The 26,114-nt window shown below is 64.5% G+C and carries 23 protein-coding genes; 18 read left to right on the top strand and 5 right to left on the bottom strand.

The features are described from left to right. Positions 1–123 precede the first annotated feature (123 nt). The 18 genes from DCO45_RS17715 to DCO45_RS17630 all read left to right on the top strand — a co-directional run bounded on the left by DCO45_RS17715 (position 124) and on the right by DCO45_RS17630 (position 19,751). Positions 124–4,035 carry an FAD/FMN-binding oxidoreductase gene (locus DCO45_RS17715; protein ID WP_116927064.1) on the top strand — a complete coding sequence of 1,304 codons (3,912 nt, stop codon included), beginning with the start codon at positions 124–126 and terminating at the stop codon, positions 4,033–4,035. After that, positions 4,032–4,505, top strand: a complete 474-nt coding sequence (locus DCO45_RS17710) for an HIT family protein (protein WP_116927063.1) — start codon at positions 4,032–4,034, stop codon at positions 4,503–4,505. Before DCO45_RS17715 ends, DCO45_RS17710 begins: the two co-directional genes overlap by 4 nt. A 103-nt stretch (positions 4,506–4,608) precedes the next feature. Continuing rightward, the gene (locus tag DCO45_RS17705; protein WP_116927062.1) at positions 4,609–5,025 is read left to right on the top strand and encodes a DUF971 domain-containing protein; all 417 of its coding nucleotides are present in this window, start codon (positions 4,609–4,611) and stop codon (positions 5,023–5,025) included. A gap of 190 nt (positions 5,026–5,215) precedes the next feature. After that, positions 5,216–5,947 (top strand): bifunctional demethylmenaquinone methyltransferase/2-methoxy-6-polyprenyl-1,4-benzoquinol methylase UbiE, encoded by a 732-nt coding sequence (gene ubiE, locus DCO45_RS17700; protein WP_116927061.1) that lies wholly within the window; start codon positions 5,216–5,218, stop codon positions 5,945–5,947. A 147-nt stretch (positions 5,948–6,094) separates the two neighbouring features. After that, the gene (locus tag DCO45_RS17695; protein ID WP_116927060.1) at positions 6,095–7,084 is read left to right on the top strand and encodes a TIM44-like domain-containing protein; all 990 of its coding nucleotides are present in this window, start codon (positions 6,095–6,097) and stop codon (positions 7,082–7,084) included. 75 nt (positions 7,085–7,159) lie between these two features. Next, positions 7,160–7,798, top strand: a complete 639-nt coding sequence (locus tag DCO45_RS17690; protein WP_232539429.1) for a hypothetical protein — start codon at positions 7,160–7,162, stop codon at positions 7,796–7,798. Then, on the top strand, positions 7,795–9,366 hold the full coding sequence (gene ubiB / locus DCO45_RS17685) for a ubiquinone biosynthesis regulatory protein kinase UbiB (RefSeq protein ID WP_116927059.1): 1,572 nt from the start codon (positions 7,795–7,797) through the stop codon (positions 9,364–9,366). The genes DCO45_RS17690 and ubiB overlap by 4 nt, the downstream gene beginning before the upstream one ends. A gap of 34 nt (positions 9,367–9,400) precedes the next feature. Continuing rightward, complete coding sequence (locus DCO45_RS17680; RefSeq protein WP_116927058.1) at positions 9,401–10,882, top strand: sodium:solute symporter family protein; 1,482 nt, start codon at positions 9,401–9,403, stop codon at positions 10,880–10,882. A gap of 103 nt (positions 10,883–10,985) precedes the next feature. Then, a complete protein-coding gene (locus DCO45_RS17675) occupies positions 10,986–11,276 on the top strand; it encodes an FmdB family zinc ribbon protein (protein ID WP_116927057.1) in 291 nt (96 codons plus the stop codon). 13 nt (positions 11,277–11,289) lie between these two features. Further along, positions 11,290–11,928 carry a DUF502 domain-containing protein gene (locus tag DCO45_RS17670; protein WP_116927056.1) on the top strand — a complete coding sequence of 213 codons (639 nt, stop codon included), beginning with the start codon at positions 11,290–11,292 and terminating at the stop codon, positions 11,926–11,928. Between the two features lie 41 nt (positions 11,929–11,969). Beyond that, a complete protein-coding gene (gene aspS, locus DCO45_RS17665) occupies positions 11,970–13,778 on the top strand; it encodes an aspartate--tRNA ligase (protein ID WP_116927055.1) in 1,809 nt (602 codons plus the stop codon). Between the two features lie 182 nt (positions 13,779–13,960). Continuing rightward, the gene (locus DCO45_RS17660) at positions 13,961–14,752 is read left to right on the top strand and encodes a CsgG/HfaB family protein (protein WP_182345840.1); all 792 of its coding nucleotides are present in this window, start codon (positions 13,961–13,963) and stop codon (positions 14,750–14,752) included. Positions 14,753–14,754: 2 nt separating this feature from the next. Further along, complete coding sequence (gene nudB / locus DCO45_RS17655; protein ID WP_116927054.1) at positions 14,755–15,240, top strand: dihydroneopterin triphosphate diphosphatase; 486 nt, start codon at positions 14,755–14,757, stop codon at positions 15,238–15,240. Continuing rightward, a complete protein-coding gene (locus tag DCO45_RS17650) occupies positions 15,237–15,992 on the top strand; it encodes an endonuclease/exonuclease/phosphatase family protein (RefSeq protein WP_116927053.1) in 756 nt (251 codons plus the stop codon). Before nudB ends, DCO45_RS17650 begins: the two co-directional genes overlap by 4 nt. Positions 15,993–16,448: 456 nt before the next feature. Continuing rightward, positions 16,449–17,180, top strand: a complete 732-nt coding sequence (gene folE / locus DCO45_RS17645) for a GTP cyclohydrolase I (RefSeq protein ID WP_116927052.1) — start codon at positions 16,449–16,451, stop codon at positions 17,178–17,180. Positions 17,181–17,271: 91 nt separating this feature from the next. Further along, complete coding sequence (locus DCO45_RS17640; RefSeq protein WP_116927051.1) at positions 17,272–18,162, top strand: DMT family transporter; 891 nt, start codon at positions 17,272–17,274, stop codon at positions 18,160–18,162. Positions 18,163–18,165: 3 nt separating this feature from the next. After that, complete coding sequence (locus tag DCO45_RS17635) at positions 18,166–19,023, top strand: DUF429 domain-containing protein (protein WP_116927050.1); 858 nt, start codon at positions 18,166–18,168, stop codon at positions 19,021–19,023. 68 nt (positions 19,024–19,091) lie between these two features. Further along, the gene (locus DCO45_RS17630) at positions 19,092–19,751 is read left to right on the top strand and encodes a LysE family translocator (protein ID WP_116927049.1); all 660 of its coding nucleotides are present in this window, start codon (positions 19,092–19,094) and stop codon (positions 19,749–19,751) included. Between the two features lie 27 nt (positions 19,752–19,778). Here the strand turns inward: DCO45_RS17630 and DCO45_RS17625 are convergent, their stop codons facing one another. The 5 genes from DCO45_RS17625 to DCO45_RS17605 all read right to left on the bottom strand — a co-directional run bounded on the left by DCO45_RS17625 (position 19,779) and on the right by DCO45_RS17605 (position 26,109). Continuing rightward, positions 19,779–21,119 carry a tetratricopeptide repeat protein gene (locus DCO45_RS17625; RefSeq protein ID WP_116927048.1) on the bottom strand — a complete coding sequence of 447 codons (1,341 nt, stop codon included), beginning with the start codon at positions 21,117–21,119 and terminating at the stop codon, positions 19,779–19,781. 17 nt (positions 21,120–21,136) lie between these two features. After that, positions 21,137–22,543, bottom strand: coding sequence for an amidase (locus tag DCO45_RS17620; protein WP_116927047.1), 1,407 nt, complete (start codon positions 22,541–22,543; stop codon positions 21,137–21,139). A 106-nt stretch (positions 22,544–22,649) separates the two neighbouring features. Next, the gene (locus DCO45_RS17615; protein WP_116927046.1) at positions 22,650–24,140 is read right to left on the bottom strand and encodes an ABC transporter substrate-binding protein; all 1,491 of its coding nucleotides are present in this window, start codon (positions 24,138–24,140) and stop codon (positions 22,650–22,652) included. 95 nt (positions 24,141–24,235) lie between these two features. Continuing rightward, entirely contained in the window at positions 24,236–25,087 is an 852-nt protein-coding gene (locus DCO45_RS17610) for an ATP-binding cassette domain-containing protein (RefSeq protein ID WP_116927045.1), read from the bottom strand. Next, on the bottom strand, positions 25,084–26,109 hold the full coding sequence (locus DCO45_RS17605; RefSeq protein ID WP_116927044.1) for an ABC transporter ATP-binding protein: 1,026 nt from the start codon (positions 26,107–26,109) through the stop codon (positions 25,084–25,086). Before DCO45_RS17605 ends, DCO45_RS17610 begins: the two co-directional genes overlap by 4 nt. Positions 26,110–26,114 lie beyond the last annotated feature (5 nt).

The following is a 26,114-nucleotide window of genomic DNA, read 5'->3' as shown; positions in this document are numbered from 1 at the left end:
CCAGACTGCGGCGTACCATGTTTTAAAACGGGCAGCCATGGGTGCAAGCCCGGTGTCATAAAATCGGTGGCCCCACTGCTTACCCATAAAAGGGAGCGCCCGCTCCCGTACAGGTCCCCACACATGAACGCACCGATTGCGCTGGCAAGCTTGCAAGCACAGGTTGACGGGCCCGCCCGTCTCCGCGAGATCCCCTACAACTACACCTCGTTCTCTGACCGCGAAATCGTCATTCGCCTGCTGGGCGCGCAGGCCTGGGATCTGCTCGACCAGCTGCGCCAGGAGCGCAAGACGGGCCGCTCGGCGCGCATGCTCTACGAGGTCATGGGGGATATCTGGGTGGTGCAGCGCAACCCCTACCTGCAAGACGACCTGCTGCACAACCCGGGCCGCCGCAAGCAGCTGGTGGAAGCGCTGGAGCACCGCCTGGCCGAAGTGCAAAAGCGCCGCGCGCCCGCCGAGGACCCGGCGCGCGATGCACTGGTGGGGCAGCTGATTGCCGCAGCGCAGGTGGCGGTGTCCGAGTTCGACACCACCTTGCAGGAGGCGACCGAGCTGCGCCGCAAGGTGCAGCGCACCTTCAAACCGCTCACCGCCAAGGACAACGTCAAGTTTGACGGCCTCTCGCGCGTGAGCCATGTGACCGACGCGACCGACTGGCGCGTCGAATACCCGTTTGTCGTGCTGACGCCCGACACCGAAGAGGAAATGGCCGTGCTGGTCAAGGCCTGTATCGGCCTGGGGCTGACGATTGTGCCGCGCGGCGGCGGCACCGGTTACACCGGCGGCGCGATTCCGCTGAGCTGGCGCAGTGCCGTCATCAATACCGAGAAGCTCGAGAAGATGTCCGAGGTGGAGATGGTGTCGCTGCCGGGCATCGACCACCTCGTGCCCACCGTCTGGTCGCAGGCCGGTGTCGTGACCCAGCGCGTAGCCGATGCGGCCGAGCGCGGCGGCTTTGTGTTTGCGGTCGATCCGACCTCGATCGAGGCCTCGTGCATCGGCGGCAATATCGCGATGAATGCCGGCGGCAAGAAGGCCGTGCTCTGGGGCACGGCGCTGGACAACCTGGCGAGCTGGCGCATGGTCACGCCCGATGCGCAGTGGCTGGAAGTCACGCGCCTGGACCACAACCTGGGCAAGATCCACGACGCCGAGATGGCCAGCTTCGAGCTGAAATACCTGGAGGCCGACGGCAAGACCCTGGTGCGCACCGAGCGCCTGGACATACCGGGCTACAAGTTCCGCAAGGAAGGCCTGGGCAAGGATGTGACCGACAAGTTCCTCTCGGGCCTGCCGGGCATCCAGAAAGAGGGCTGCGACGGCCTCATTACCAGCGCGCGCTGGGTGGTGCACCGCATGCCTTCGCACACCCGCACCGTCTGCCTGGAGTTCTTTGGCAATGCCAAGGATGCCGTGCCCTCGATCGTCGAGATCAAGGACTATATGTTTGGCGAGCAAAAGCGCTGCGGCGTGCTGCTGGCCGGGCTCGAGCACCTCGACGATCGCTACCTGAAGGCGGTGGGCTATGCGACCAAGAGCAAGAAGCACGGCGGCCTGCCCAAGATGGTGCTGTTTGGCGACATCGTCGGCGACAACCCCGATGAAGTGGCGCGCGTGACCAGCGAAGTGGTGCGCATCGCCAACTCGCGCAGCGGCGAAGGCTTTATCGCCATCAGCCCCGAGGCGCGCAAGAAATTCTGGCTGGACCGCAAGCGCACCGCCGCCATCAGCCGCCACACCAATGCCTTCAAGATCAATGAAGACGTGGTGATTCCGCTGCCCCGCATGGCCGAGTACACCGATGGCATCGAGCGCATCAACATCGAGCTGTCGCTGAACAACAAGATCAAGCTCTGCGACGCGCTGCACGACTTTTTTGCCAAGGGCAAGCTGCCGCTGGGTAAGCAGGATGACGCCAACGACATCCCGTCCGCCGAGCTGCTCGAAGACCGCGTCGCGCAGGCGCTGGTGCTGGTCACCGAGGTGCGCAACCGCTGGCAGGGTTGGCTCGATGGCGTGGCCGAGCAGTTCCGCCAGCTGCAGGACCACAGCCTGCGCGCCAGCTGGAAGAGCGATCTGCGCGCGCCGCTGGCCGCGATTTTTGGTGGCTCGGCCTATAAGCCGATCATGGACGAGGTGGTGGCCATCCACCAGCGCGTGCTCAAGGGCCGCGTGTTTGTCGCGCTGCACATGCATGCGGGCGATGGCAATGTGCACACCAACCTGCCGGTCAACAGCGACGACTATGAAATGCTGACCACCGCGCATGCCGCCGTGGCCCGCATCATGGCGCTGGCGCGTAGCCTCGATGGCGTGATCTCGGGAGAGCACGGCATCGGTATCACCAAGCTGGAGTTCTTGAGCGACGACGAGCTGCGCCCCTTTGCCGAGTACAAGGCCAAGATCGACCCGCACGGCCACTTCAACAAGGGCAAGCTGCTGCGCCCCGAAGAGCGCCGTCTGCTGCTGGAGCAGACCTACGCGGGCGACAAATCGCGCAAGTCGCTGATGTATGCCGACCTGACCAATGCCTATACGCCATCGTTTGGCCTGATGGGGCATGAGTCGCTGATCATGCAGCAAAGCCATATCGGCGCGATTGCCGACTCGGTCAAGGACTGCCTGCGCTGCGGCAAGTGCAAGCCGGTCTGCGCCACCCATGTGCCGCGCGCCAATCTGCTGTACTCGCCCCGCAACAAGATTCTGGCGACCTCGCTCCTGGTCGAGGCCTTCCTCTACGAAGAGCAGACGCGCCGCGGCGTGTCGATTCGCCACTGGCAGGAGTTCGAGGATGTCTCGGACCACTGCACGGTTTGCCACAAGTGCGCCACGCCTTGCCCGGTCAAGATCGACTTTGGCGATGTGACGATGAACATGCGCAACCTGCTGCGCCAGATGGGCAAGAAGAGCTTCCGTCCGGGCAACAAGGTGGCGATGGCCATGCTCAACGCGACCAACCCGGACACCATCAAGCTGCTGCGCAAGACCATGGTGGGCGTGGGCTTCAAGGCCCAGCGCCTGGCGGTCGATGTGCTCAAGGGCTTTGGCAAGCGCCAGACCGCGCACCCGCCCGCCAGCGTGGGCGCCGCGCCGCTCAAGGAGCAGGTGATCCACTTCGTCAACAAGAAGCTGCCCGGTGGCCTGCCCAAGCAGACGGCGCGTGCGCTGCTCGATATCGAGAACAAGGACTACGTGCCCATCATCCGGGACCCCAAGACCACCACCTCCGAGACCGAGGCGGTGTTCTACTTCCCCGGATGCGGCTCCGAGCGCCTGTTCAGCCAGGTGGGCCTGGCCACGCAGGCCATGCTCTGGCATGCCGGCGTGCAGACTGTGCTGCCGCCGGGCTACCTGTGCTGCGGCTATCCCCAGCGCGGCTCGGGCCAGTTTGACAAGGCCGAGAAGATGATCACCGACAACCGGGTGCTCTTCCACCGCGTGGCCACCACCTTGAACTACCTGGACATCAAGACCGTGGTGGTGAGCTGCGGCACCTGCTACGACCAGCTCCAGGGCTACCAGTTCGACAAGATCTTCCCGGGCTGCCGCATCATCGACATCCATGAGTACCTGCTGGAAAAGGGTGTGACCCTGCAAGGCAAGAGCTCCTACCTGTACCACGACCCCTGCCACACGCCGATGAAGCAGCAGGACCCGATGAAGACCGTCAAGGCGCTGGTGGGTGACAACGTCTTGAAGAGCGAGCGCTGCTGCGGCGAATCGGGCACCTTGGGGGTTACGCGTCCCGATATCTCGACGCAGATCCGTTTCCGCAAGACCGAGGAAATCCGCAAGGGCGAAGCGCAGTTGCGCGAGTCCGGCCAGGTGCAGGCCAAGGAGAACGTCAAGATCCTCACCAGCTGCCCCAGCTGCCTGCAGGGCCTCAACCGCTACCAGGACGATCTGCAAAACGGCCTGCTCGAAGCCGACTACATCGTGGTCGAGATGGCGCGCGAGATCCTGGGTGAGAACTGGATGCCCGAGTACGTGCAGCGTGCCAACCAGGGCGGCATCGAACGGGTGCTGGTATGACGGCCGCCAACGGCAACTCCGACTCCGACTGCCCGCTGTGCCAGACCGAGGGTGGACGCCTGGTCTGGCAGGGCGCCTGGGGCGGCGCCCTGCTGCGCGTCATCCATGCCGACGAGGCCGGTTTTCCCGCGTTCTACCGCGTGGTCTGGGGCGCGCATGTGGCTGAACTCTCGGATCTGTCCGAGTCTGAGCGCCAGTGGTGCATGGACGCGGTGATGGCGGTCGAGCTGGCGCTGCGTGCGCTGGAGCCCGCACCGGCCAAGATCAACCTGGCGACCCTGGGCAATATGGTGCCGCATCTGCACTGGCATGTGATTGCGCGCTTCGCGGAGGACAGCCATTTCCCCGCACCCGTCTGGGCTTCGGCCCAGCGCCCGCGCAATGCCGGGCTGGAAGCGGCGCTGGCTGCCCAGTTGCCCGCAGCGGAGGCGCGTATGCTTGCGGCGCTGGAGCGCCTGCGTACGGCATAATTGCTATTGTTTTTGATAGCATGGCGCTGGCGCAGAGGGCCCGCCCTGCATCCGCCAAGACTGCGGCCATCGGGCCGCTGGGCCTGGTTTGCAAAGGATTGACATGGCTGGCTTGAACCACGATACCCCCACCCCCACGGCACTGACGGTGCATGGCGCAAGCCGTGTGCTGGAAGTGCAATACGCCGATGGCGCGGCGTTTCGCCTGCCATTCGAGCTGCTGCGTGTGTACTCGCCCTCGGCCGAAGTGCAGGGCCACGGCCCGGGCCAGGAAGTACTGCAGACCGGCAAGCGCGAGGTGTCCATCGTCGCGGTGGAGCCGGTGGGCAACTACGCCATCAAGCCTATCTTCTCGGATGGCCATGAAAGCGGCCTCTACAGCTGGCAGTACCTCTACGAGCTGGGCAGCCGCCAAAGCGAGCTGTGGCAGGCCTACCTGGACCGCCTGCAGGCCGCAGGTGCCGACCGCGACCAGCCCATGCCCGGCAAGGCCGGCAGCGCCTGCGGGCACCAGCACTGAGCCAGCGCTGGCCACCAGGCCCGGGTAAGGGCACTGTTATTCGGAAAAATTTTGTATTTAAAGCTATTAAAATGATAGCTTTGAATATTCGTCATCATTGGCTCTGAATGTTTTATGCATTGAACTGCATACCCTCGAATAATTCGGGGTATGGGGGTCGGACGTTACAGAGCTTGCTAGCATTCACACCATGAGTACCACCCACTTTGGATTTGAGACCGTTGACGAGAAGGACAAGGCGCGCAAGGTGCGCGGTGTGTTCGACTCGGTTGCGAGCAAATATGACGTGATGAACGACCTGATGTCCGGTGGCCTGCACCGCGTCTGGAAGCACTACACCGTCATGGTCGCCAACCTCAAGGAAGGCCAGCGCGTGCTGGACATCGCAGGCGGTACCGGTGATCTGTCCCTGGCCTTTGCCAAAAAGGTGGGCCACAGCGGCCAGGTGGTGCACACCGATATCAACGAAGCCATGCTGCGCGTGGGCCGCGACCGTCTGATCGACAAGGGCCTGAACCTGCCCACCACGGTCTGCGATGCCGAAGCCCTGCCTTTCCCGGACCAGCACTTTGACCTGGTGAGCGTGGCCTTTGGCCTGCGCAACATGACCAACAAGGACCAGGCGCTCAAGGAAATGTGCCGCGTGCTCAAGCCGCGCGGCAAGCTGCTGGTGCTGGAGTTTTCCAAGGTGGCCAAGCCGCTGGAGAAGGCCTATGACTTGTATTCCTTCCAGGTGCTACCACGTATAGGGAAGATGGTGGCGGGGGACGCCGACAGCTACCGCTACCTGGCCGAATCGATTCGCATGCATCCTGGTCAGGCAGAACTCAAGGCCATGATGCAAAAAGCAGGCTTTGGCCATGTGGACTACCACAATATGACGGCAGGGATTACCGCCTTGCATGTCGGGATCAAATGCTGAAAGAGTGAGACGCGATACCGGTCGCAAAGCCAGGCGCCTGCCCAGTGCCCAGCGCAATACAACACAACAGACCGGGGTTGCTGAGAAGCGGGCGTGGATGTAATAGCCGGCGCAAAGGCGTACCGGCCCTAACAAAACGGAGCAAATATGACAAAACTGTGGTCAGTGGTCTTGGTGGTACTGCTGGCATTTGTGCACCTCGATGCCGATGCCAAGCGCATGGGAGGTGGCAAGTCCATGGGCCAGCAGTCCGGCAATGTAACCCAGCGGCAGGCGACGCCTGCGCAAGCGCCTGGCAACAATGCCACCGCGCCTGCGCAAGCCCAGCGCCCCGCTACCCCTAACGCCGCCCCTGCGGCGCCCAAGAAGCCTTGGGGCGCGATGCTCGGCGGTCTGGCCGCTGGTCTGGGCCTGGCCTGGCTCGCCCATTCGCTGGGCTTTGGTGAAGCCTTTGCCAACATGCTGCTGATCGGCCTGGCCATCATGGCGGTGCTGGCCATCGTCGGCTTTGTGATGCGCCGCAAGGGCGCTGCTGCGGCCCAGCCTGCGCAGTCGCCTTTCGCCTTCCAGGGTGCTGGCAACGCCGCGCCGCAAGCGCCGGTCTCGGCCCCTGTTGCGCCCCAGTACAACCCCGAGAAGGTCGGCAACGACGCCTCGGCCCGCCCCTGGGAGCAGGGTGCAGCGCCTGCCGCTGCTGCGGGTGGCAGCATGATTGGCGCTGGCCTGGCTGGCGCGCAGAATTGGGGCGTGCCTGAAGGCTTCGATGCCAATGGCTTCCTGGAAGCGGCCAAGCGCAACTTCGTGACCCTGCAGTCCGCCTGGGACCGCTCGGACATCAACACCTTGCGCTCGATGATGACCGACGAGATGCTCGGCGAAGTCAAGGGCCAGTTGCAGGACCGCGAGCAGCACCGTGAAGGCGCGCAGCCCAACCAGACCGATGTGGTGATGCTCGAAGCCCAGCTGCTGGGTATCGAGGATGTCGGCAATGCCTACATGGCCAGCGTCGAGTTCTCGGGCATGATCCGCGAAGAAGCCCATGCCGGCCCCAGCCCCTTCCGCGAAGTCTGGAACATGACCAAGCCCAAGGATGGCACCAGTGGTTGGCTCGTAGCAGGCTTGCAAGCCTTGCAGTAAGCAAACCGTAAAACTCCACCGCTTTGCCTGTTAATCCTGACGACGGGCAGCGGACTTGGGGAATAATTGGGGACTATGGCAACACAGTCCCCTTTTTCTTTTCCGGGCGGCATTTTTGCGCGCATTCTGGAGTCGGCCCAACCCCCGCAGTGGCTGGTGTCGGAGGTACAGCACCGCGTGGTGCTGTTCCTCAATCACGTGCTGATGCAGGAAAGTGCGGCCATGGAGCGTCTGGTGCGCCAAAGCGGGCGCGTCGTCCAGGTGCAGTGGCGCAGCATTGTGCTGGCGCTCAAGATCACGCCCGCTGGCCTGCTGGACCTGGCAGGCGCCCAGGAAACCCCCGACCTGCGCGTGCAGGTGGTCGATGACTCGCCGCTGGCTTTGGCGCGCGGCGTCATCCAGGGCGAGAAGCCCGCCATCCGCATCGATGGCGATGTGCAGTTTGCCGCCGAGATCCAGTGGCTGGTCGACCATGTGCGCTGGGATGTGGAAGAAGACCTGGCCCGCCTGGTGGGCGATACCCCCGCGCATTGGCTGGCCCAGCTGGGCCAGCGCGTAGCGGCTGCGCTGCGCCAGTTCGTCAGCATGGGCGTGCGCACGGCGGATCGCTTTGGCGCCGGCCGCTCTGGCGCGCAGGCCCAGCCGCCTGCCCCGCCCACGCCCCCCGGCTACGCTGCGGACAGCGACCCGGCCAGCGAGCGCACTACGACATGAAGCGCTTTTTTCGCGGCTTCACCATTTTGTGGGTGGTCTGGCGCTATGGCTTGCACGACATGGTACTGTCCAGCTTCAACCACCCCTGGCTCAAAGGCATCACCCGGGTACTGCGCATAGGCCGCAAATGGACCGAGCCGCGCGGCCAGCGCCTGCGCGAGGCGCTCGAGCAACTGGGCCCGATCTTTGTCAAGTTCGGCCAGGTGCTGTCGACCCGGCGCGATCTGCTGCCCCCCGATATCGCCGAAGAGCTGTCCCTGCTGCAGGACCGCGTGCCCTCGTTCGACCCGCGCATTGCGGTGCAGACCATCGAGCGGGCGTTCCGCAAGCCGCTGGCCGAGGTCTTTGTCAGCTTTGATGAAAAGCCCATTGCCAGCGCCTCGATTGCCCAGGTGCACTTTGCCACCATCCGCACCCGTGCGGGCGAGCTGCGCGATGTCGCCGTCAAGGTGCTGCGCCCGGGCATGCTGCCGGTGATCGACAGCGACCTGGCGCTGATGCGCACGATGGCCGAGCTGGTCGAGAAGTTCTCTGCCGATGGCAAGCGCCTCAAGCCGCGCCAGGTGGTGGCCGAGTTCGACACCTATCTGCACGACGAGCTGGACCTGATGCGCGAGGCCTCGAACGCTGCCCAGCTGCGCCGCAACATGGAAGGCCTGGACCTGGTGCTGATCCCCGAGGTGTTCTGGGATTTCTGCCACCAGGAGGTGATGGTGATGGAGCGCATGAATGGCGTGCCCATCAACCAGGTCGATACCCTGCGCGCTGCGGGTGTCGATATCCCCAAGCTCGCCCGCGATGGCGTGACCATCTTCTTCACCCAGGTGTTCCGCGATGGCTTTTTCCATGCGGACATGCACCCCGGCAATATCCAGGTCAGCCTGGAGCCCGAGAGTTTTGGCCGCTATATCTCGCTGGACTTTGGCATTGTCGGCACCTTGACCGAATTCGACAAAGAGTACCTGGCGCAGAACTTCACCGCGTTTTTCCGCCGCGACTACAAGCGCGTGGCCGAGCTGCACATCGAAAGCGGCTGGGTGCCGCCCGATACCCGGGTCGACGAGCTCGAAGCCGCCATCCGCGCGGTCTGCGAGCCGTACTTTGACCGCCCGCTCAAGGAAATTTCGCTGGGCATGGTGCTGATGCGCCTGTTCCAGACCTCGCGCCGCTTCCAGGTCGAGATCCAGCCCCAGCTGGTGCTGCTGCAAAAAACGCTGCTCAACATCGAAGGCCTGGGCCGCCAGCTCGACCCCGATCTGGACCTGTGGAGCACGGCCAAGCCGTTTCTCGAGAAATGGATGCTCGACCAGATGGGCCCCCAGCGCCTGTGGCGCGAGCTCAAATCCCAGGCGCCGCGCTACGCCAAGCTGCTGCCCGACATGCCCCGCCTGGTGCACCAGTACCTGGCGCGCAATGGCGGTGGCAGCCACCACGACGAGACGCTCAAGGAGCTGCTGGTGCAGCAGAAATTGACGAACAAGCTGCTGCAGATCATCATTTGTGGAGGCATTGGTTTTGTCCTGGGGCTGGTGGTGCTGCAAGTGCTCATCCGCATCCGACTTTTTTAAACCCCTAACCCTTACGCTTTGCAGGAGTGACAACGTGCTGCTCTACATGGTGATCGCCTACCTATTTGTAACCATTGGCGTGGGTCTGTGGGCCGCCAAACGGGTCAAGAACACCGCAGATTTCGCCGTCGCCGGCCGCCATCTGCCGCTGTTCATGATCATCACCACCACGTTTGCGACCTGGTTTGGCTCCGAGATTGTGCTGGGTGTGCCGGCCAAGTTCATCGAAGGCGGCCTGCGCAATGTGGTCGAAGACCCGTTTGGTGCTGGCATGTGCCTGATCCTGGTGGGCATGTTCTTTGCGGCCAAGCTCTACCGCATGAACCTGCTGACCATCAGCGACTACTACCGCAAGCGCTACGGCAGCGCGGTCGAGATCATCTGCTCGCTGATCATCATGCTGAGCTACCTGGGCTGGGTCTCCGCCCAGGTCACCGCGCTGGGCCTGGTGTTCAACCTGCTCTCGGGCGGCGCGGTCAGCATCCCCATGGGCATGGTGATCGGTGTGGTGTCCATCCTGGCCTATACCTTGTTTGGCGGCATGTGGTCGGTGGCGGTCACCGATTTTGTGCAGATGATCATCCTGGTGGTGGGCCTCATGGTGCTGGCCTTCTTCGCCTCGGACATGGCCGGCGGCGCCGGAAAGGTGATCGACCTGGCCACCAGCCGCGATCTGTTCCAGTTCTGGCCCGAGCCCACCTGGCATGACATCGTGTTCTTCTTTGCCGCTGCCATCACGATGATGCTGGGCTCGATCCCGCAGCAGGACGTGTTCCAGCGCGTGATGTCGGCCAACACCGAAAAGTCGGCCGTGCGCGGCACCATCATCGGTGGCTCCGCTTACATCCTGTTCGCCTTTGTGCCGATGTTCCTGGTGGCCAGCGCGCTGATCATCATGCCCGAGGCCACCTCGGCCTTGCTCAAGGACGATCCGCAAAAAGTGCTGCCCACCCTGGTGATGGAGAAGATGCCTTTTGTGATGCAGGTGCTGTTCTTTGGCGCGCTGCTGTCTGCCATCAAGTCCTGCGCATCGGCCACCTTGCTCGCCCCGAGCGTGACCTTTACCGAGAACATCTGGCGCCAGTTCCGCCCCAGGGTGAGCGACCGCGAGAACCTCAAGACCATGCGCATCAGCGTGCTGGTGTTCAGCGCCTGCGTGCTGGCCTACTCCATCCGCATGCAGGGCACCCCCATCTATGAACTGGTCTCGGGCGCCTACCAGGTGCCGCTGGTCGGCGCCTTTGTGCCCCTGGTGATGGGCCTGTACTGGAAGCGCGCGACCACCCAGGGGGCGCTGCTTGCCGTGTTCCTGGGCATCGGCATCTGGCTGGCCGGTTTGAACATGGCCTGGGGCGCTGCCTTCCCAGCCCAACTCGCTGGTGTGCTGGCCGCCTTCACGGGCATGATTGTGGGCTCGCTGGCGCCGCAAGCCATCCGCAACCAGAAGACGGACGTGCAGGCCTTTGTGGCCGATACCGCGCCCGCCGCCAGCGGCGCAGCAGTGGCGGGGCGCTGAGCGAACGGCGCTGAGTGCGGGGCGTAGTGCTAAGCCTACGCCCTGGATCGGTTTTGCAACCCGCCTATAATCAAGGGTTTTCCTCCGTTTTCTTACACGCGCGATGCCTATTTACGCCTACAAGTGCAGTGCCTGCGGCTATGCCAAGGATGTTTTGCAAAAAATATCGGATGCACCGCTGACGGACTGCCCCGAGTGCAAGCAAGCCAGCTTCTCCAAGCAACTGACGGCCCCGGGGTTCCAGCTCAAGGGAACGGGTTGGTACGCCACCGATTTCAGTGGCAAGTCGGCTGCTGCGGCACCGGCCAGCGCGCCTGCGGCCGACGCGGCTGCGCCCGCAACGGCAGCTACGCCTGCACCTGCACCGGCTGCCAGCAGCGGCTCGGCGGTCTGAGGGCTGAGAGGTGATGGCGTCCCTGCGCAAATGGTTGCTGACCGGGCTGCTGGTCATCGTGCCGGGCGTCATCACGGTCTGGGTGCTCAACTGGATCATCGGCACGCTCGACCAGACCTTGCTGATCCTGCCGCAGCACTGGCAGCCCGACGAGGTCCTGGGCTACCATATCCCCGGTTTCGGCGTGGTGCTGACCTTGGCGATCTTGCTGATCGTCGGCGGCATTGCCAGCAATTTTGTCGGCCGCAAGCTGGTGGCCTGGGGCGATGCGCTGGTCAGCCGGATTCCGGTGGTGCGCTCGATCTACTCGAGCGTCAAACAGGTCTCCGACACCTTGTTTTCCGAGAGCGGCAATGCCTTTCGCACCGCCGTCATGGTGCAGTGGCCCCATCCGGGCATGTGGACCATCGGCTTTGTGACGGGCGCGCCCAGCGGGGAGCTGGACCAGCACCTGCACCAGGGGCCGGACAGCGCCGATACCGCTTTTGTCAGCGTCTACGTGCCCACCACGCCCAATCCGACGGGCGGCTACCTGGTGATGGTGCGCAAGAGCGACTGCATTGAATTGAACATGAGCGTGGATGCTGCGCTTAAATACATCGTCTCGATGGGGGTCGTGGCTGCGCCCGATGTTCCCACGGGGTCTAAATAACTGAGAACTAAGGCACCTTCATCGGTGCAGGAAGATTGGCTATGGCAATGCGTTCCCAATACTGCGGTCAAGTGACCGAAGCCCAGATGGGCGAAACCGTGAGCCTGTGCGGCTGGGTCAATCGCCGCCGTGACCACGGTGGTGTGATTTTCATCGACCTGCGTGACCGCGAAGGCTATGTGCAGGTGGTCTGTGACCCTGACCGCGCCGAGATGTTCAAGGTGGCCGAAGACGTGCGCAATGAGTTCTGCGTGCAGGTCAAGGGCCTGGTGCGTGCCCGTCCTGAAGGCACCACCAATGACTCGATCAAGAGCGGCAAGATCGAAGTGCTGTGCCACGAGCTGACCGTGCTCAACGCCTCGGTGACGCCTCCATTCCAGATCGACGACGAGAACCTGTCGGAGACCGTGCGCCTGACCAACCGCGTGCTGGACCTGCGCCGCCCCACGATGCAGCGCAACATGATGCTGCGCTACAAGACGGCGATCCAGGTGCGCAACTTCCTGGACAAGGAAGGCTTCATCGACATCGAAACGCCGATGCTGGGCAAGAGCACGCCCGAAGGCGCGCGTGACTACCTGGTGCCCAGCCGCGTGCACGATGGCGAATTTTTCGCGCTGCCCCAGTCGCCCCAGCTGTACAAGCAGATGCTGATGGTGGCCGGCTACGACCGCTACTACCAGATCACCAAGTGCTTCCGCGACGAAGACCTGCGTGCTGACCGCCAGCCCGAGTTCACGCAGATCGACTGCGAAACCTCGTTCCTGAACGAGGAAGAGATCCGCGCCATCTTCCAGCGCATGATCAAGGAAGTGTTCCAGACCCAGCTGAATGTGGACCTGGGCGAGTTCCCGATCATGACCTACCAGGATGCGGCCTTCCGCTTTGGCTCGGACAAGCCTGACCTGCGCGTCAAGCTCGAGTTCACCGAGCTGACCGACGTGATGAAGGACGTGGACTTCAAGGTCTTCTCGGGCGCCGCCAACATGAAGGGCGGCCGCGTGGTGGGCCTGCGTGTGCCAGGTGGTGCGCGCGAGCAGGGCGGTCTGTCGCGTGGCGACATCGATGCCTACACCGACTTCGTCAAGATCTATGGCGCCAAGGGCCTGGCCTACATCAAGGTCAACGAGCTGGCCAAGGGCCGTGACGGCCTGCAGTCGCCCATCGTCAAGAACATCCATGACGCCGCGATTGCCGAGATCCTCAAGCGCACCGAAGCGCAAGACGGCGACCTGATCTTCTTTGGCGCCGACAAGGAAAAGATCGTCAACGACGCCATCGGCGCGCTGCGCATCAAGATCGGCCACAGCGCCTTTGGCAAGAGCACCGGCCTGTTTGAAGACCGTTGGGCACCGCTGTGGGTGGTGGACTTCCCGATGTTCGAACACGACGAGGAAAACGACCGCTGGGCGGCCGTGCACCACCCCTTCACCTCGCCCAAGGACGGCCATGAGGACCTGATGGACACCGACCCTGGCAAGTGCATTGCCAAGGCCTACGACATGGTGCTCAACGGTTGGGAACTGGGCGGTGGCTCGGTGCGTATCCACCGCGCCGATGTGCAGTCCAAGGTGTTCACCGCGCTCAAGATCAGCGCCGAAGATGCACGTGCCAAGTTCGGCTACCTGCTGGATGCGCTGCAGTACGGCGCGCCTCCCCACGGTGGCCTGGCCTTTGGTCTGGACCGTCTGATTACCTTGATGACCGGCTCCGAGTCAATCCGCGACGTGATCGCCTTCCCCAAGACCCAGCGCGCCCAGGACCTGCTGACCCAGGCCCCATCGCCAGTGGACGAAAAGCAGCTGCGCGAGTTGCACATCAAGCTGCGCAACCCTGCCGGCGCGCAGTAAGCGGACCGCGCGCTGCATGGGCCTGCCTGATGCACCGCGCCGCCACAAGGCCAAAGCCCCCGGGCTTTGGCCTTTTTTTGTCATTGTGGGGCGCTATGCTCGGCGTGACTGACAGATTGCAAAGGGTGCCCATGCAAGCGATGACTGCGACTTCCAACCGAACCGGGCGCTGGGTGCACGGTATGGCCTTGGCCGCCATCGCGCTGGCCTTGGCCGGCTGCGGTGAGAAAAAGACCGAGCTGGGCCAGGGTGGCTCCGAAGTCTCTGGCTCGGCCGGGCCGGCAGGCGGCCAGGGCGCGCATGCCAGCCTGGAGCGCTGCGACGAGCCGATCGCCACGGTGGCCTTGCTGGAGAACCCGCGCGGCTATGTGATGCCCAGCAGTGTGAACCTGCCGCCCACACCCGTGCCGCTGGTGCGCTTGCTGATGCAGCAAAGCGGCTGCTTTCGCGTGGTGGACCGGGCTGGAGGCCTGCAGGGCACGATCCGCGAGGGCGAGCTGCAGGATGCCGGCGTGCTGCGCCCCAATGGCACGGTGCAAAAGCGCAAGGGCTATGAGGCCCAGTACACGATGGTGCCCAACCTCACGTTCAGCGAGCAGGATGCCGGCCGGGGCCTGGCGGGCATCATCGCGATGATCCCGGTGCTGCGCGATATCGCGGGCCTGGCCGGTGTGGCTGAGCAGGTCAAGTTCAAGGAGGCGCAAACGGCCCTGTTCCTGACCGACAACGAAACCACCGAGCAGGTTGCCGCGGCCACCGGCTCGGCCCGCGCGACCGACCTGGGCGTGGGCGGTGTGCTGCTGGGCCGCCTGGGGGGCGGCGCCGGCATGGGCTGGAGCAATACCAATGAGGGCAAGGTGATTGCCGCCGCCTTTCTGAACGCCCACAACCTGATGGTGCAGCAGGTGCGCCTGCTGCAGGCCAAGGCCTTGCCACCGGCCGTGGCCACCCGCAAGCCGGAGGCCCGGCGTTGACGATGCAAGACACCAGGAGCGAAAGCCTGCCCTACAAACTGCCCCGCTCGGTGCTGGTCATCATCCACACCGCCGATCTGCAGGTGCTGCTGCTGCGCCGCGCCAGCCAGATGGAGGGCCAGGACTACTGGCAGCCCGTGACCGGCAGCCAGGACAGCGATCGCGAAACCTGGCAGGAGACGGCGGTACGCGAGGTTTTTGAAGAGACCGGCATCGATGCCGAGCAGCACGGCTGCGTACTGCGCGACTGGGGCCTGGAGAACACCTACCCGATCTACCCGGCCTGGCGCCACCGCTATGCGCCCGATGTCTGCATGAACACCGAGCATGTCTTTAGCCTGCAGGTGCCGTCCTACACCAAGATCGTGCTCAGCCCGAGGGAGCACACCGCCCATGCGTGGCATCATTGGCATGAAGCAGCACAGCGCTGCTATTCCATATCGAACAGCGAAGCCATTCTGTGGCTGCCGAGGTTCATAGCTGCATGACCGATACTCACGACGATTTACCGATACTGCGGGTGGCCACCTACAACATCCACAAAGGGGTGCAGGGCCTGGGACCCGTGCGCAGGTTGGAGATCCATAACCTGGGGCTGGCGGTCGAGCAGATGGATGCCGACATCATCTGCCTGCAGGAAGTGCGCAAGGACAACCGCAAGGAAGAGAGCTTCTTCAACAACTGGCCCGAGCAGAACCAGGCAGATTTTCTGACCCCGCTGGGTTACACCGCCGCCTACCGCACCAATGCCACCACGCGTTGGGGCGAACACGGCAATGCCTTGCTCACCCGCTGGCCGATTCTGGAATCCAACCACCGCGACATCTCCGACCACCGCTTCGAGCAGCGCGGCCTGTTGCATGTGGCGATGGAGATTGCCGGCCAGCGCATCCACACCATCGTTGTGCATCTGGGCCTGGTGCATGGCAGCCGCCTGCGCCAGACCGCGTTGATCCATGAATTCATCAAGGCCCATGTGCCCGATGACGAGCCGGTGATTGTCGCGGGCGACTTCAATGACTGGGGCTTTCAGGTCAAGCGCATGCTGGCCGGCTTTGGCTTGTTCGAGTACGACGAGCAGCCGCTGATGACCTACCCCTCGCGTCTGCCCGTTGTGCAGCTGGACCATGTCTATGCCCGGGGTTTGACCCCCTGCGGCCTGTTTGTGCCCCGGGGTCGCATCTGGTGGCGCATGTCCGACCATTTGCCGTTGATTGCGGAGTTCAGGCTGCGCGACTGAGGCCGCAAGCGCTTTTCGGCTTTGGGGCGCTGGATGCTATCGAATCCATAGCTTTTCGCCTTTTCTTGCGCTGGCCTAAGAACCTGTTCAAAGTCTCCTCGCGCCGCGACAGTGTCTTTGCGGGATGGGATGCGAGGGGGCGCCCAGCCGCGCAACACCGCAGTAATAGCTGTGCTATTGCGAGGATTTGCAACGACGCAGTCCGCCCCTGCCCGGGCGGCCCTAGCCGGGCGCCCCTTCCCGGGCAGCGCAAAGCCACTGTCCCTACGGGTTGAAGTGAAATCGGGCGATTTCTGCGCGCTGGCCCTTGCTTGCACCCCGGTGCAAGCTGCGTTCCATCCCTTCGAACTCATCCCGATTGCACTCCAACGCGGCTGCGTAGAGACTCTGAACAGGTTCTAAGGGGGAGAAACACCGTATGCTTGCGGGTCTGCAATCGCTGCTACCATCCCCGCTATGTTTACAGAACTATCCGATCCGAATAAAGCACCCGCCAGCGACGAAGGCACGCCGGTGTCCGTCAAGATCCGTGAGCGGATAGTGGCAGCCCAGCAGCGCTTCCATGCCAATGACAACATCTCCGAGTTCATCGAGCCCGGTGAGCTCGAGCTGCTGCTCGACGAAGTCGAGCACAAGATGCAGGGCGTGCTCGACAGCATGGTCATCGACACCAAGGACGACCACAACACCCGCAACACCGCGCGCCGTGTTGCCAAGATGTATCTGACCGAGGTGTTCAAGGGCCGCTATGTGCCCCAGCCCGTGGTCACGGCCTTCCCCAATGCCGAGCACCTGAACGAGCTGATGATCGTCGGTCCGATCACCGTGCGCAGTGCCTGCAGCCACCACCTCTGCCCGGTCATCGGCAAGGTCTGGATCGGCGTGCTGCCCAACAAGAACACCAATGTGATCGGCCTGTCCAAATACGCGCGCCTGGTTGACTGGGTGCTGGGCCGCCCCCAGATCCAGGAAGAGGCCATCGTGCAGCTGGCCGATCTGATCATGAAGAAGACCCAGCCCGACGGCCTGGCCGTGGTGCTGGAGGCCTCGCACTTTTGCATGTCCTGGCGCGGTGTGCGCGAGATGGACTCCAAGATGCTCAACTCGGTCATGCGGGGCGAGTTCCTCACCAACCCGAATCTGCGGCGCGAGTTTTTGTCGCTGATTCCGCAGCGCGCAGGCAACTGATCCGCACCCTGACGGTGTGACACCCGGGCCCGACCCGGGTTATTTTTTTCCGTCTCGCATCTTTCGCCTCGCTTCCACCGCCTCCCCAGCCATGACGCTCCACGCTTTCACGCTCATCATCGCGGCCGGCATCATCCACGCTTTTTGGAACATCGTCGCCAAGAAAGCCGGGGGCGATGCTCGCTTTTCGCTGTTTACCTCGGTGCTCAATGCGCTGGTGTGGCTGCCGGTGGGCTGGTGGGTGGGCAAGGATGTGGTGCCCCAGTGGGGCATGACCGAATGGGCCTTTGTCTCGGCCAGCGCCTTGCTGCATATCTTTTACTTCGTCACCTTGCTGCGCGGCTACCGCGTGGCCGATCTCACCGTGGTCTACCCGCTGGCGCGCGGCAGCGGGCCGCTGATCTCGTCGATGGTGGCGGTGCTGTTTCTGGGCGAGCACCTGTCCAGCCTGGGCGCGGTAGGCATTGCCGCGGTGGTTGCGGGCGTATTCCTGATTGCCGGCGGCCCGGCCATGCTGCGCGCCGCCAGCCGGCCCGGTCCCGGCGAGGCCCGCGATCGCACCATCAAGGGCCTGTACTACGGGCTGCTCACGGGCCTGTTCATTGCCGCCTATACGGTGGTGGACAGCTATGCCGTCAAGGTGATGCTGCTCTCGCCCATCCTGCTCGACTACATGGGCAACCTGGTGCGCGTGGTGATGCTCGCGCCGCTGGGCATGATGAACTGGGCTGAGACCCGGCGCCTGTGGTTGCAGCAATGGCGCTTTGCGCTGGTTGTCGCCATCTTCAGCCCCATGGCCTATGTGCTGGTGCTGTATGCAGTGCAGACTGCGCCGATCTCGCATGTGGCGCCTGCGCGTGAGGTCTCGATGCTGTTTGCCGCGCTGATTGGCGGCAAGCTGCTGGGCGAGGGTGACCGCCTGCTGCGCATTGCTGGCGCGCTGCTGATTGGCGTGGGCGTGGTCGCGCTGGGACTGGGCTGAGCGATGCCAGGCGCTGCGCTGCCACCGGTGCTGGGCTGCGATTTCAGCAGCAGCCCGAGCCGGCGCAAGCCCGTGGTTGTGGCCTGGGGCCATCTGGATGCCGAGGCGGGCACGGTGGCGCTGCGGGGCTTTGAGCGCTTTGCCACGCTGGCGCAGTGGCAGGACTTTTTGCAGCAGCAGCCGGCCTGGGTCGGCGGCTTTGACCTGCCGTTTGCGCTGCCGCGCGAGCTGGTGATGCACCTGGGCTGGCCCAGCGATTGGCAGGCCTGCATGCAGCACTATGCTGGCCTGGAGCGCAGCGAGATCCGCGCGCTGTTCAAAGCCTTTTGCGATGCCCGGCCCGCCGGCGGCAAATTTGCCCACCGCGCCACCGATGGGCCTGCTGGCTCCAGCCCGTCGATGAAATGGGTTAACCCGCCCGTCGCCTGGATGCTGCATGCTGGTCTGCCCCGGCTGCTGGCGGTGGGCGCGGATTTCCCCGGTCTGCTGCGCAGAGAAAGTAGCCGCGTCGCGCTGGAGGCCTACCCCGGCATGCTGGCGCGCGAGCTGATCGGCCGGCGCAGCTACAAAAGCGATGACCGCCAGCGCCAGACGCCCGAGCGCACTGCTGCCCGCCAGCAGGTGCTGGATGCCCTGCTGCAGGGTGCCCATTCGCTGCAGCTGCGCCTGCTGGCTAGCCCGGCGCAGCTGGGTAGCATGCGCGATGACGCCAGCGGCGACCATCTCGATGCCGCCATCTGCATGTTGCAGGCGGCCTGGGGCCTGCGCTGCCATTTACAGGGCGATGCGCTCTATGGCCTGCCGCCGGGCACTGATCCGCTGGAAGGCTGGATTGTGACGGCACCGCTGTCGCGCGCGTAGGCGGGGCCTGAGACTGCACACTGGGCGGCAGGCCATAATGTGCCGGTCCTTGATTAAAAGACCTTGCCATGCCTACTCTCCAATCCCTGCTGGCCTTTTTTGGTGTTGCTGTGCTGCTGGCGCTGTCGCCCGGGCCGGACAACTTGTTTGTGCTGATGCAGTCGATACAACGCGGCTGGCGGGTGGGCATTGCCGTGGTCGTGGGCCTGTGCCTGGGCGTGGTGGTGCACACCGCGGCGGTGGCGCTGGGGCTGGCAGCAGTGTTTGCGGCGTCCAGCATCGCGTTCACGGTGCTCAAGTGGTGTGGCGCGGCCTACTTGGCTTATCTGGCCTGGGGCGCATGGCGGGCACCGGTGGCTGCAGAAAAATCCGGTGCTGGCGCGGCCGATAGCGCAAGCTTGCGTACCGAGATGGCGGGCAAGGACTTGCTGGTGATGGTGCGCCGGGGCGTGGTGATGAACCTCACCAACCCCAAGGTGCTGATCTTCTTCCTGGCCTTTTTGCCGCAGTTTGCCGACCCGGCCATCGGCCCGGTCGGCCCGCAGATTTTTGTCTTTGGCGCCGTGTTTATCTTGGCCGCGTTCCTGGTGTTTGGCGCCATTGCGCTGTTCTCGGGCGCCTTTGGCAATCTGCTGCTGCGCTCGCCACGCGCGCAGTTCTGGCTCAACAAGATCACCGCCGTGGTGTTTGTGGGCCTGGCGGTCAAGCTGGCGACCGCGCAGCGCTGAGGCCGTCCAACAGGGCGAAATGGCAGTTCAAGCCGCCAGGGAGGGCGGCAAGCCCAGCCCCTGGTAAATGCGCCGCATATGCGCTGCCAGCCGTTTGGATTGGGGCTGCTGGTTGTGCCAGGGCTGCACCAGGTTTTGCAAGGCCGTCCACTGGCCGCTGTGCCGCAAGGCGCTCCAGTACAGCTGGTTGAACAGGTCGCGCTGGGCGTGGCTGCCGCCGACCTCGACCAGGCGTGCAATCAAGGGCCCCAGCTGATGGGCGGCCTGGCCGTACTGGCCTTGGGCATGGGCCAGCAGGCCCCGCGCGGCGGGCAGGCAGACATCCTGCCAGGCCGTGCGCAGCCGGGGTTGGACCTGCGCATCGGCATGGCCTTGCATGCTGACCAGCAACTGCTGCGCGGCCTCCCATTGCCCGGCGCGTGCCAGGCCGTAGAGGTATTGCAGGTCCAGAAAAGGCAGCACATGGTCATGCTGGCGCTGCAGCAGGTAGGGGCTGAGCTGCTGCCAGCGCGGGCCGACATCGACGCCTTCGAGCTCCAGCCGCGCCAGCAGCGAGATGGAGCCGATCTGGTCCTGCGAATAGGCCGGCACGACGCCCCAGACCTGGCTGTCATGCAGCTGCAGCGCTTCGTCGTGGCGCGCATCCTCCATCAGGAACAGCGCCAGGTGCCACCAGTTGTGCGTCTGCATGAAGGAGTTGAGCCCCGTCCAGCTGCTGCTCGCGCTTTGCATGAAGGCCAGACCCTCGTCCACACGGCCTTGGGTCAGCAGCACATGGGCCAGCGCATGGTGGGCCCAGGGCTCCTTGAAGCGCAACTGCAGCGCCTGGCGCGCCGCGCGCTCGGCCTGGCCCAGTAGATGGCATTGCTCATAGGCAAAGGCCAGCATGCCGTGGAAGTAGGGGATATCGGCGCAGTGCGCCTGGGCCGCCAGCGCCATGCGCAGCATGGCGGGCGAGTCGCCCAGGTTGAAGGCATGGTAGTGCGCGAGCTTGAGCGCGGCCAGATCGCGCGGGTAGTGCTGCAGCAGTGCTTCGAGCCTTTGCGCAGCCAAGGGCGTGTCGCCATCGGCCCAGGCCTCGACGGCGGCCAGCCACTGTGCTTCGCGCTCATGGGCCTGCGCCAGCTGGGCGCGGGCACGCTGCAAAAAGGGCCGCGCCTGCCAGGCGGCCTGCGCATCTTCGGCAAATAGATGGAGCGCGGCGCACCAGGTTTGCACCAGCGGGCTGGGGTCCTGCGCTGCGATGTCCAGGATTCGCAGCACGCGCATCTCGCAGGCAACAAAGCCTTCGGCAAAGTCGTTCAGGTAGGGCAGGGCGGCTGCATCGCTGCTGACCGGGTTGCCATACAGGTCCTGCTGCGTGCCCATGCGCTGCCCTCCTTGTCTCATGCCTGGGGCGGCTGGGGCCAGGGCTTTTGCGGGCCGCGGATCTGCTCGAAAGCGCGCGACAGCTGCAACACGCCCAGGTCGTCAAAACGCGCACCGGCGATCTGCAGGCCAATAGGCAGGCCGGAGGCGGTGTAGCCGCAGTTGATGGATGCGGCCGGCTGCTCCGACATGTTGTAGGGCACGGTAAAGCCGATGTGCTCGAGCGGGCGCAAGGGGTCGTTGGTGGGCGAGGGCCATTGGGCATCGAACGCAACATGCGGCGCGACGGGCGAGATCACAAAGTCAAACGCGCTGCAGGCTTTGACGGTGGCCAGACGTACCTGGTGGAACTGTTGGCTGGCCTGGAAGACCGCGCTGCCGCTCATGCCCTCGGCGCTCTCGGCCCAGGCGCGGATATAGGGCAGCACCTTGTCGCGCTGCGCGCTGCTGAGCGCCTGCAGATCGCTCAGCGAGCGCATGCGCCAGAAGCGGTCCATGCCGTCCAGCATCGCAGGCGTCATGAAGGGCTGCATTGGCGTGATCTGCGCGCCAGCGGCTTCCAGCAGCGCTGCGGCCTGCTCGATGGCCGCGCGCACCTCGGGCTGCAGCGGCAGGCCGCAGCCGGCATCGAGCAACAGGCCAATGCGTTTTCCCCGGATAAAGTCCACGCCGGTGGTGGCCACCGTGCTCCAGGCAATGTCCTGTGCGGGCAGGCTCATCGTGTCGCGCGCATCGGGGGCCGACAGCACCTGCATCATCAGCGCCGAGTCGTCCACGCTGCGGGTCATCGGGCCTGCGGCACGGCCTTGGTAAGGCGGGTCAATAGGGATGCGGCCCAGGCTGGGCTTGAGGCTGTAGATACCGCACCAGCTGGCCGGCAGGCGCAGCGAGCCACCGATGTCGGTGCCGATGTGCAGCGGGCCGTAGCCGGCAGCTGCTGCCGCACCGCCGCCCGCGCTGGAGCCGCCCGGGCCTTTGCTCAGGTCCCAGGGGTTGCGCGCCAGCGGGTGAAAGCTCGACAGCCCCGACGACAGCATGCCGTAGTCGGGCATCGTGGTCTTGCTGAAGCAGATGGCATGGGCCTCTCGCAGGCGGGCGGCGGGCGGTGCATCGGCGGCTGCGGGCACCAGCGTGACGGCAGCGGTGCCGGCGGGCAGTGGGTCACCCTGGGTGGCGATGTTTTCCTTGATGGTCACCGGCAGGCCATCGAGCAGACCGGCGGGTGCGCCCTTGTGCCAGCGCGCTTCGCTGGCCCGTGCCTGCGCCAGTGCCTCTTCGGGCCGGTACAGGTAGGTGGCGCAGAGGTGCGGCTCCCACTGCGCGACATGGTCGATGACGGATTGCATGACATCGACAGGGGAGAGTTCTTGCTTTTGGTAGGCGGCCAGCAGCGCTGTGGCGGGCCAATCGTGCAACGCGGTCATATCGGGCAGGGGGCGGGAGTGGAGTAGGTGTTCAATGAAAAAAGCCCATCCGGGCAGAGCCGTAGATGGGCGGTGTGCTGGTTTGAAGCCTAGCGCAAGACCGGGTTCAAGCCCAGTACATGGATGACAGGTCGTTGATGAAGATCGGCATGTCCTTCCAGAGGCCTCGCACGTTCTTGGCGGCAATCGTCACCCACTGCGGCTGGTACAGGTAGACGTTGGCGGCATCTTCGGCCAGCAGGCGCTGTGCCTCGCCCAGCAGGCGCGAGCGGTCGGCCGGACGCGCTTCGAGCTTGATCTGTTCGAACAGCTTGTTGAACTTCTCGGACTTGTAGCCCCAGTAGTAATCGGGACGGGTGTAGTTCTCCAGATCGAAAGGCTCGACATGCGAGATCAGCGACAGGTCGTAGTTCTTGTTGGTGTAGGTGCCCGAGAGCCACTGCGCCCATTCCACGTTCTGCAGCTTGATCTCGACCCCGATCTTGGCCAGTTGCGCGGCAATGATCTCGCCGCCCTGGCGCGCGTAGGGCGTGGGGGGCAGGGTCATGCTCAGGCTCAGCGGGGTCTTCACGCCGGCCTCGGCCAACAGCTTCTTGGCCTTTTCCACATCAAAGGGGTTGATGCCAGTGGTGTCCACATAGCCATAGGCGCCGGGCACATAGTGGCTGCCAATCGGCACGCCCAGGCCTTCGGCGGCGCCGGCGATGACGGCCTTGCGGTCGATGGCGGCAGACAGCGCGCGGCGCACACGCACATCGTCGAGTGGCTTGCGGCGCTCATTGATGGCGACGATGGTCTTGGCGCGTGAGCCGGAGATGACCACCTGGTAGCGCGGGTTGGTCTTGAACTGGTCGATGCCACGGGCCGAGACGCGCGGGAAGATGTCCACATCACCAGCCAGCAGCGCAGCGACTTGCGCAGCCGCATCCGAGATGAAGCGGAAGGTGGCGCGGCGGATGCGGATGCTGCCGGGGTTGCGGTACTGCGGCCAGGCCTCCAGGGTGATGGAGGCGCCCTTGCTCCAGTTGCCCAGCTTGTAGGGGCCGGTGCCGATGGGCTTGGTGGCGTTACTGTCGGCGCTCTTGGGCTCGACGATGATCGATGTGGCCTGGCCCAGCACAAACAGCAGGTCCGGGTCGATCTCCTTGTTCAGGATCACCACCGTGTGCTCGTCCACCACCTGGGCCGTCAGGTTGGCGAAGGTGCGCTTGTCCTTGTTGGTACTTTTCTCGCCGGCTGCGCGGTCAAAGGAGAACTTGACGCTGTTGGCGTTGAAGGGCTCGCCGTTGTGAAAAGTCACCCCCTTGCGCAGCTTGAAGGTGTAGCTCTTGAGATCGGGCGAGACTTCCCAGCTCTCGGCGAGCAGCGGCGAGACACTGCCGTCCGAGTTGATCTTGGTCAGCGTCTCATACAGGTTGTAGTGCGTGATCTCGGCAATCGACGAGGCGGCGCCGGCGGTTGGGTCCAGCCCTGGCGGCTCCAGCGTCATGCCCAGCACAACGGTGTCTTTCTTGGCCTGTGCCTGGGCGATGCCAGGCAGCCACAGTGGCAGCGGTGCCAGAGTGCCTGCGGCAAGCAGGTGTCTACGGTTCAGCATCCGGGTACTCCTTGGATAGGGTTTTATTCAATTTATGGGGGAAAGCTGCGGAGTGGCGACGCCCTTGCGGAGCGCGCCGAGAAGCTCAAGCACGGTTATACAGGACTTGCGCCAATCCCTGCTGGCATGCGGTGTCGGCGTGGCCGCACCTGGGGCACGGCCTGCACCAGTTTTTGCGTATAGGGATGCTGGGCATGCTGGAACAGTTGGCTGGGCGCGCCGCGCTCGACGATCTCGCCCTGGTAGAGCACCACCACGGCGTCGCAGAGGTGGTTGATGACAGCCAAGTCGTGGCTGATGAGCAGGTAGGTGATGCCGTGCTCGCGTTGCAGGTCCTGCATCAGATTGAGCACCTGGGCCTGCACCGACACGTCCAGCGCGCTGACGGGCTCGTCGGCAATGATCAGCCGGGGCTTGGTGATCAGTGCGCGGGCGATGGCAATGCGCTGGCGCTGGCCGCCGGAGAACTCATGCGGGTACTTGTCCACATCCTGCGCGCGCAGGCCCACCTGCTGCAGCACCTGGCTGGCGCGCTCGCGCTGCTCGGCGCGCGAGGCGGTCTTTTGCGCCTGCAGCGGCTCGCTGACGATGCGCTCGACCGTCTGGCGCGGGTCGAGTGAGCCATAGGGGTCCTGGAACACCATCTGGAAATCCTTGCGCGCGCGCTGCAGTGCGGCCGCCTCCATGCGGTGCAGGTCCTGGCCCTCGAGCAGCACCTGGCCGGCGGTGGGCTGGTCGAGCGCCATCACCAGGCGCGCCAAGGTGGACTTGCCCGAGCCCGACTCGCCAACGATGCCCAGGCTCTGGCCGGCATGCAGCTCAAAGCTCACACCCTTGAGAGCCTGCACCGTGGGGGGCGCGGAAAACAGCTTTTCGCGGGGCAGGGTGTAGGTGCGCACCAGGTCGCGCACTTGCAGCAAGGGGGTGTCGTGGGGGGCTGCCGTCATGCGGGGGTCTCGTCAGGGGTCTGGGTGGCGATGGCGTAGGCCTCGGGCCGCAGGCAGTGCACCTGGTGCATCTCCTGCGGATGGTTCGATGGCAGCGCCACGCTGGGCGGCTTTTGCGCAAAGCACCTCGGCTGGGTAAAGCTGCAGCGCCCGGCAAAGGTGCAGCCGGCGGGCAGGTCGACCAGCTCGGGCACCGAGCCGGCAATGGTGTGCAGGCGCTGGGGCTGGCCCTGGATGCGCGGCTGCATGCTGGGGCGCGCGGCCAGCAGGCCTCGGGTGTAGGGGTGGGCCATGTGCTCGAACACGGCCTCGGTGCTGCCCGATTCGACAACCGTGCCGCCATACATCACGACCATCTTGTCGACATTCTGCGAGATCACGCCCAGGTCGTGCGAGATCAGCAGCAAGGCCATCTGGCGCTCCTGCACCAGCCCATTGATCAGGTCCAGGATCTGCTGCTGGATGGTGACGTCCAGCGCCGTCGTGGGCTCATCGGCGATCAGCAGATCGGGGCCGCAGGCCAGCGCCATTGCAATCGTGATGCGCTGGCGCTGCCCGCCCGAGAACTGGTGCGGATAGGCATCAAAGCGCTGCGCCGGTTGGGCGATGCCGACGCGGTCGAGCAGCGCAATCGCCTCTTCACGGGCCTGGCGCGCGCTCCAGCCCTTGTGCAGGCGCAGCGGTTCGCTGATCTGGCGGCCAATGGTGTGCACCGGGTTGAGCGCCGTCATCGGCTCCTGGAAGATCATCGCAATGCGGTTGCCGCGCACGCTGCGCCACCAGTGGTCGGGCTGCTGCACCAGGCTTTGGCCGTCGAGCTGGGCGCTGCCGTTGACCTGGGCCGATTCGGGCAGCAGGCCCATCAAGGCCATGGCCGTGATGGACTTGCCGCAGCCCGACTCGCCAATCAGGCCCAGGGCCTGGCCGCGCTCGATCTGGAAGCTGACATCGCGCACGGCGCGGGCGGGGCCTCGGTGGGTTTGCAGCACGATTTCCAGGTGCTGTACATCGATCAGTGCCATGGCGA

Source organism: Comamonas sp. JNW (assembly GCF_003105075.1).
Lineage (GTDB): Bacteria > Pseudomonadota > Gammaproteobacteria > Burkholderiales > Burkholderiaceae_C > Comamonas > Comamonas squillarum.
Note: the sequence above shows the minus strand (reverse complement) of the source record. Positions and strands in the feature narration are given on the sequence as shown.

Excerpts from the sequence above, each read along its gene's own strand:
- DCO45_RS17715 (WP_116927064.1), top strand. The coding sequence starts at position 124 with ATGAACGCACCGATTGCGCTGGCAAGCTTGCAAGCACAGGTTGACGGG.
- DCO45_RS17710 (WP_116927063.1), top strand. The coding sequence starts at position 4,032 with ATGACGGCCGCCAACGGCAACTCCGACTCCGACTGCCCGCTGTGCCAG.
- DCO45_RS17705 (WP_116927062.1), top strand. The coding sequence starts at position 4,609 with ATGGCTGGCTTGAACCACGATACCCCCACCCCCACGGCACTGACGGTG.
- ubiE (WP_116927061.1), top strand. The coding sequence starts at position 5,216 with ATGAGTACCACCCACTTTGGATTTGAGACCGTTGACGAGAAGGACAAG.
- DCO45_RS17695 (WP_116927060.1), top strand. The coding sequence starts at position 6,095 with ATGACAAAACTGTGGTCAGTGGTCTTGGTGGTACTGCTGGCATTTGTG.
- DCO45_RS17690 (WP_232539429.1), top strand. The coding sequence starts at position 7,160 with ATGGCAACACAGTCCCCTTTTTCTTTTCCGGGCGGCATTTTTGCGCGC.
- ubiB (WP_116927059.1), top strand. The coding sequence starts at position 7,795 with ATGAAGCGCTTTTTTCGCGGCTTCACCATTTTGTGGGTGGTCTGGCGC.
- DCO45_RS17675 (WP_116927057.1), top strand. The coding sequence starts at position 10,986 with ATGCCTATTTACGCCTACAAGTGCAGTGCCTGCGGCTATGCCAAGGAT.
- DCO45_RS17670 (WP_116927056.1), top strand. The coding sequence starts at position 11,290 with ATGGCGTCCCTGCGCAAATGGTTGCTGACCGGGCTGCTGGTCATCGTG.
- aspS (WP_116927055.1), top strand. The coding sequence starts at position 11,970 with ATGGCAATGCGTTCCCAATACTGCGGTCAAGTGACCGAAGCCCAGATG.
- DCO45_RS17660 (WP_182345840.1), top strand. The coding sequence starts at position 13,961 with ATGGCCTTGGCCGCCATCGCGCTGGCCTTGGCCGGCTGCGGTGAGAAA.
- nudB (WP_116927054.1), top strand. The coding sequence starts at position 14,755 with ATGCAAGACACCAGGAGCGAAAGCCTGCCCTACAAACTGCCCCGCTCG.
- DCO45_RS17650 (WP_116927053.1), top strand. The coding sequence starts at position 15,237 with ATGACCGATACTCACGACGATTTACCGATACTGCGGGTGGCCACCTAC.
- folE (WP_116927052.1), top strand. The coding sequence starts at position 16,449 with ATGTTTACAGAACTATCCGATCCGAATAAAGCACCCGCCAGCGACGAA.
- DCO45_RS17640 (WP_116927051.1), top strand. The coding sequence starts at position 17,272 with ATGACGCTCCACGCTTTCACGCTCATCATCGCGGCCGGCATCATCCAC.
- DCO45_RS17635 (WP_116927050.1), top strand. The coding sequence starts at position 18,166 with ATGCCAGGCGCTGCGCTGCCACCGGTGCTGGGCTGCGATTTCAGCAGC.
- DCO45_RS17630 (WP_116927049.1), top strand. The coding sequence starts at position 19,092 with ATGCCTACTCTCCAATCCCTGCTGGCCTTTTTTGGTGTTGCTGTGCTG.
- DCO45_RS17625 (WP_116927048.1), bottom strand. The coding sequence starts at position 21,119 with ATGGGCACGCAGCAGGACCTGTATGGCAACCCGGTCAGCAGCGATGCA.
- DCO45_RS17620 (WP_116927047.1), bottom strand. The coding sequence starts at position 22,543 with ATGACCGCGTTGCACGATTGGCCCGCCACAGCGCTGCTGGCCGCCTAC.
- DCO45_RS17615 (WP_116927046.1), bottom strand. The coding sequence starts at position 24,140 with ATGCTGAACCGTAGACACCTGCTTGCCGCAGGCACTCTGGCACCGCTG.
- DCO45_RS17610 (WP_116927045.1), bottom strand. The coding sequence starts at position 25,087 with ATGACGGCAGCCCCCCACGACACCCCCTTGCTGCAAGTGCGCGACCTG.
- DCO45_RS17605 (WP_116927044.1), bottom strand. The coding sequence starts at position 26,109 with ATGGCACTGATCGATGTACAGCACCTGGAAATCGTGCTGCAAACCCAC.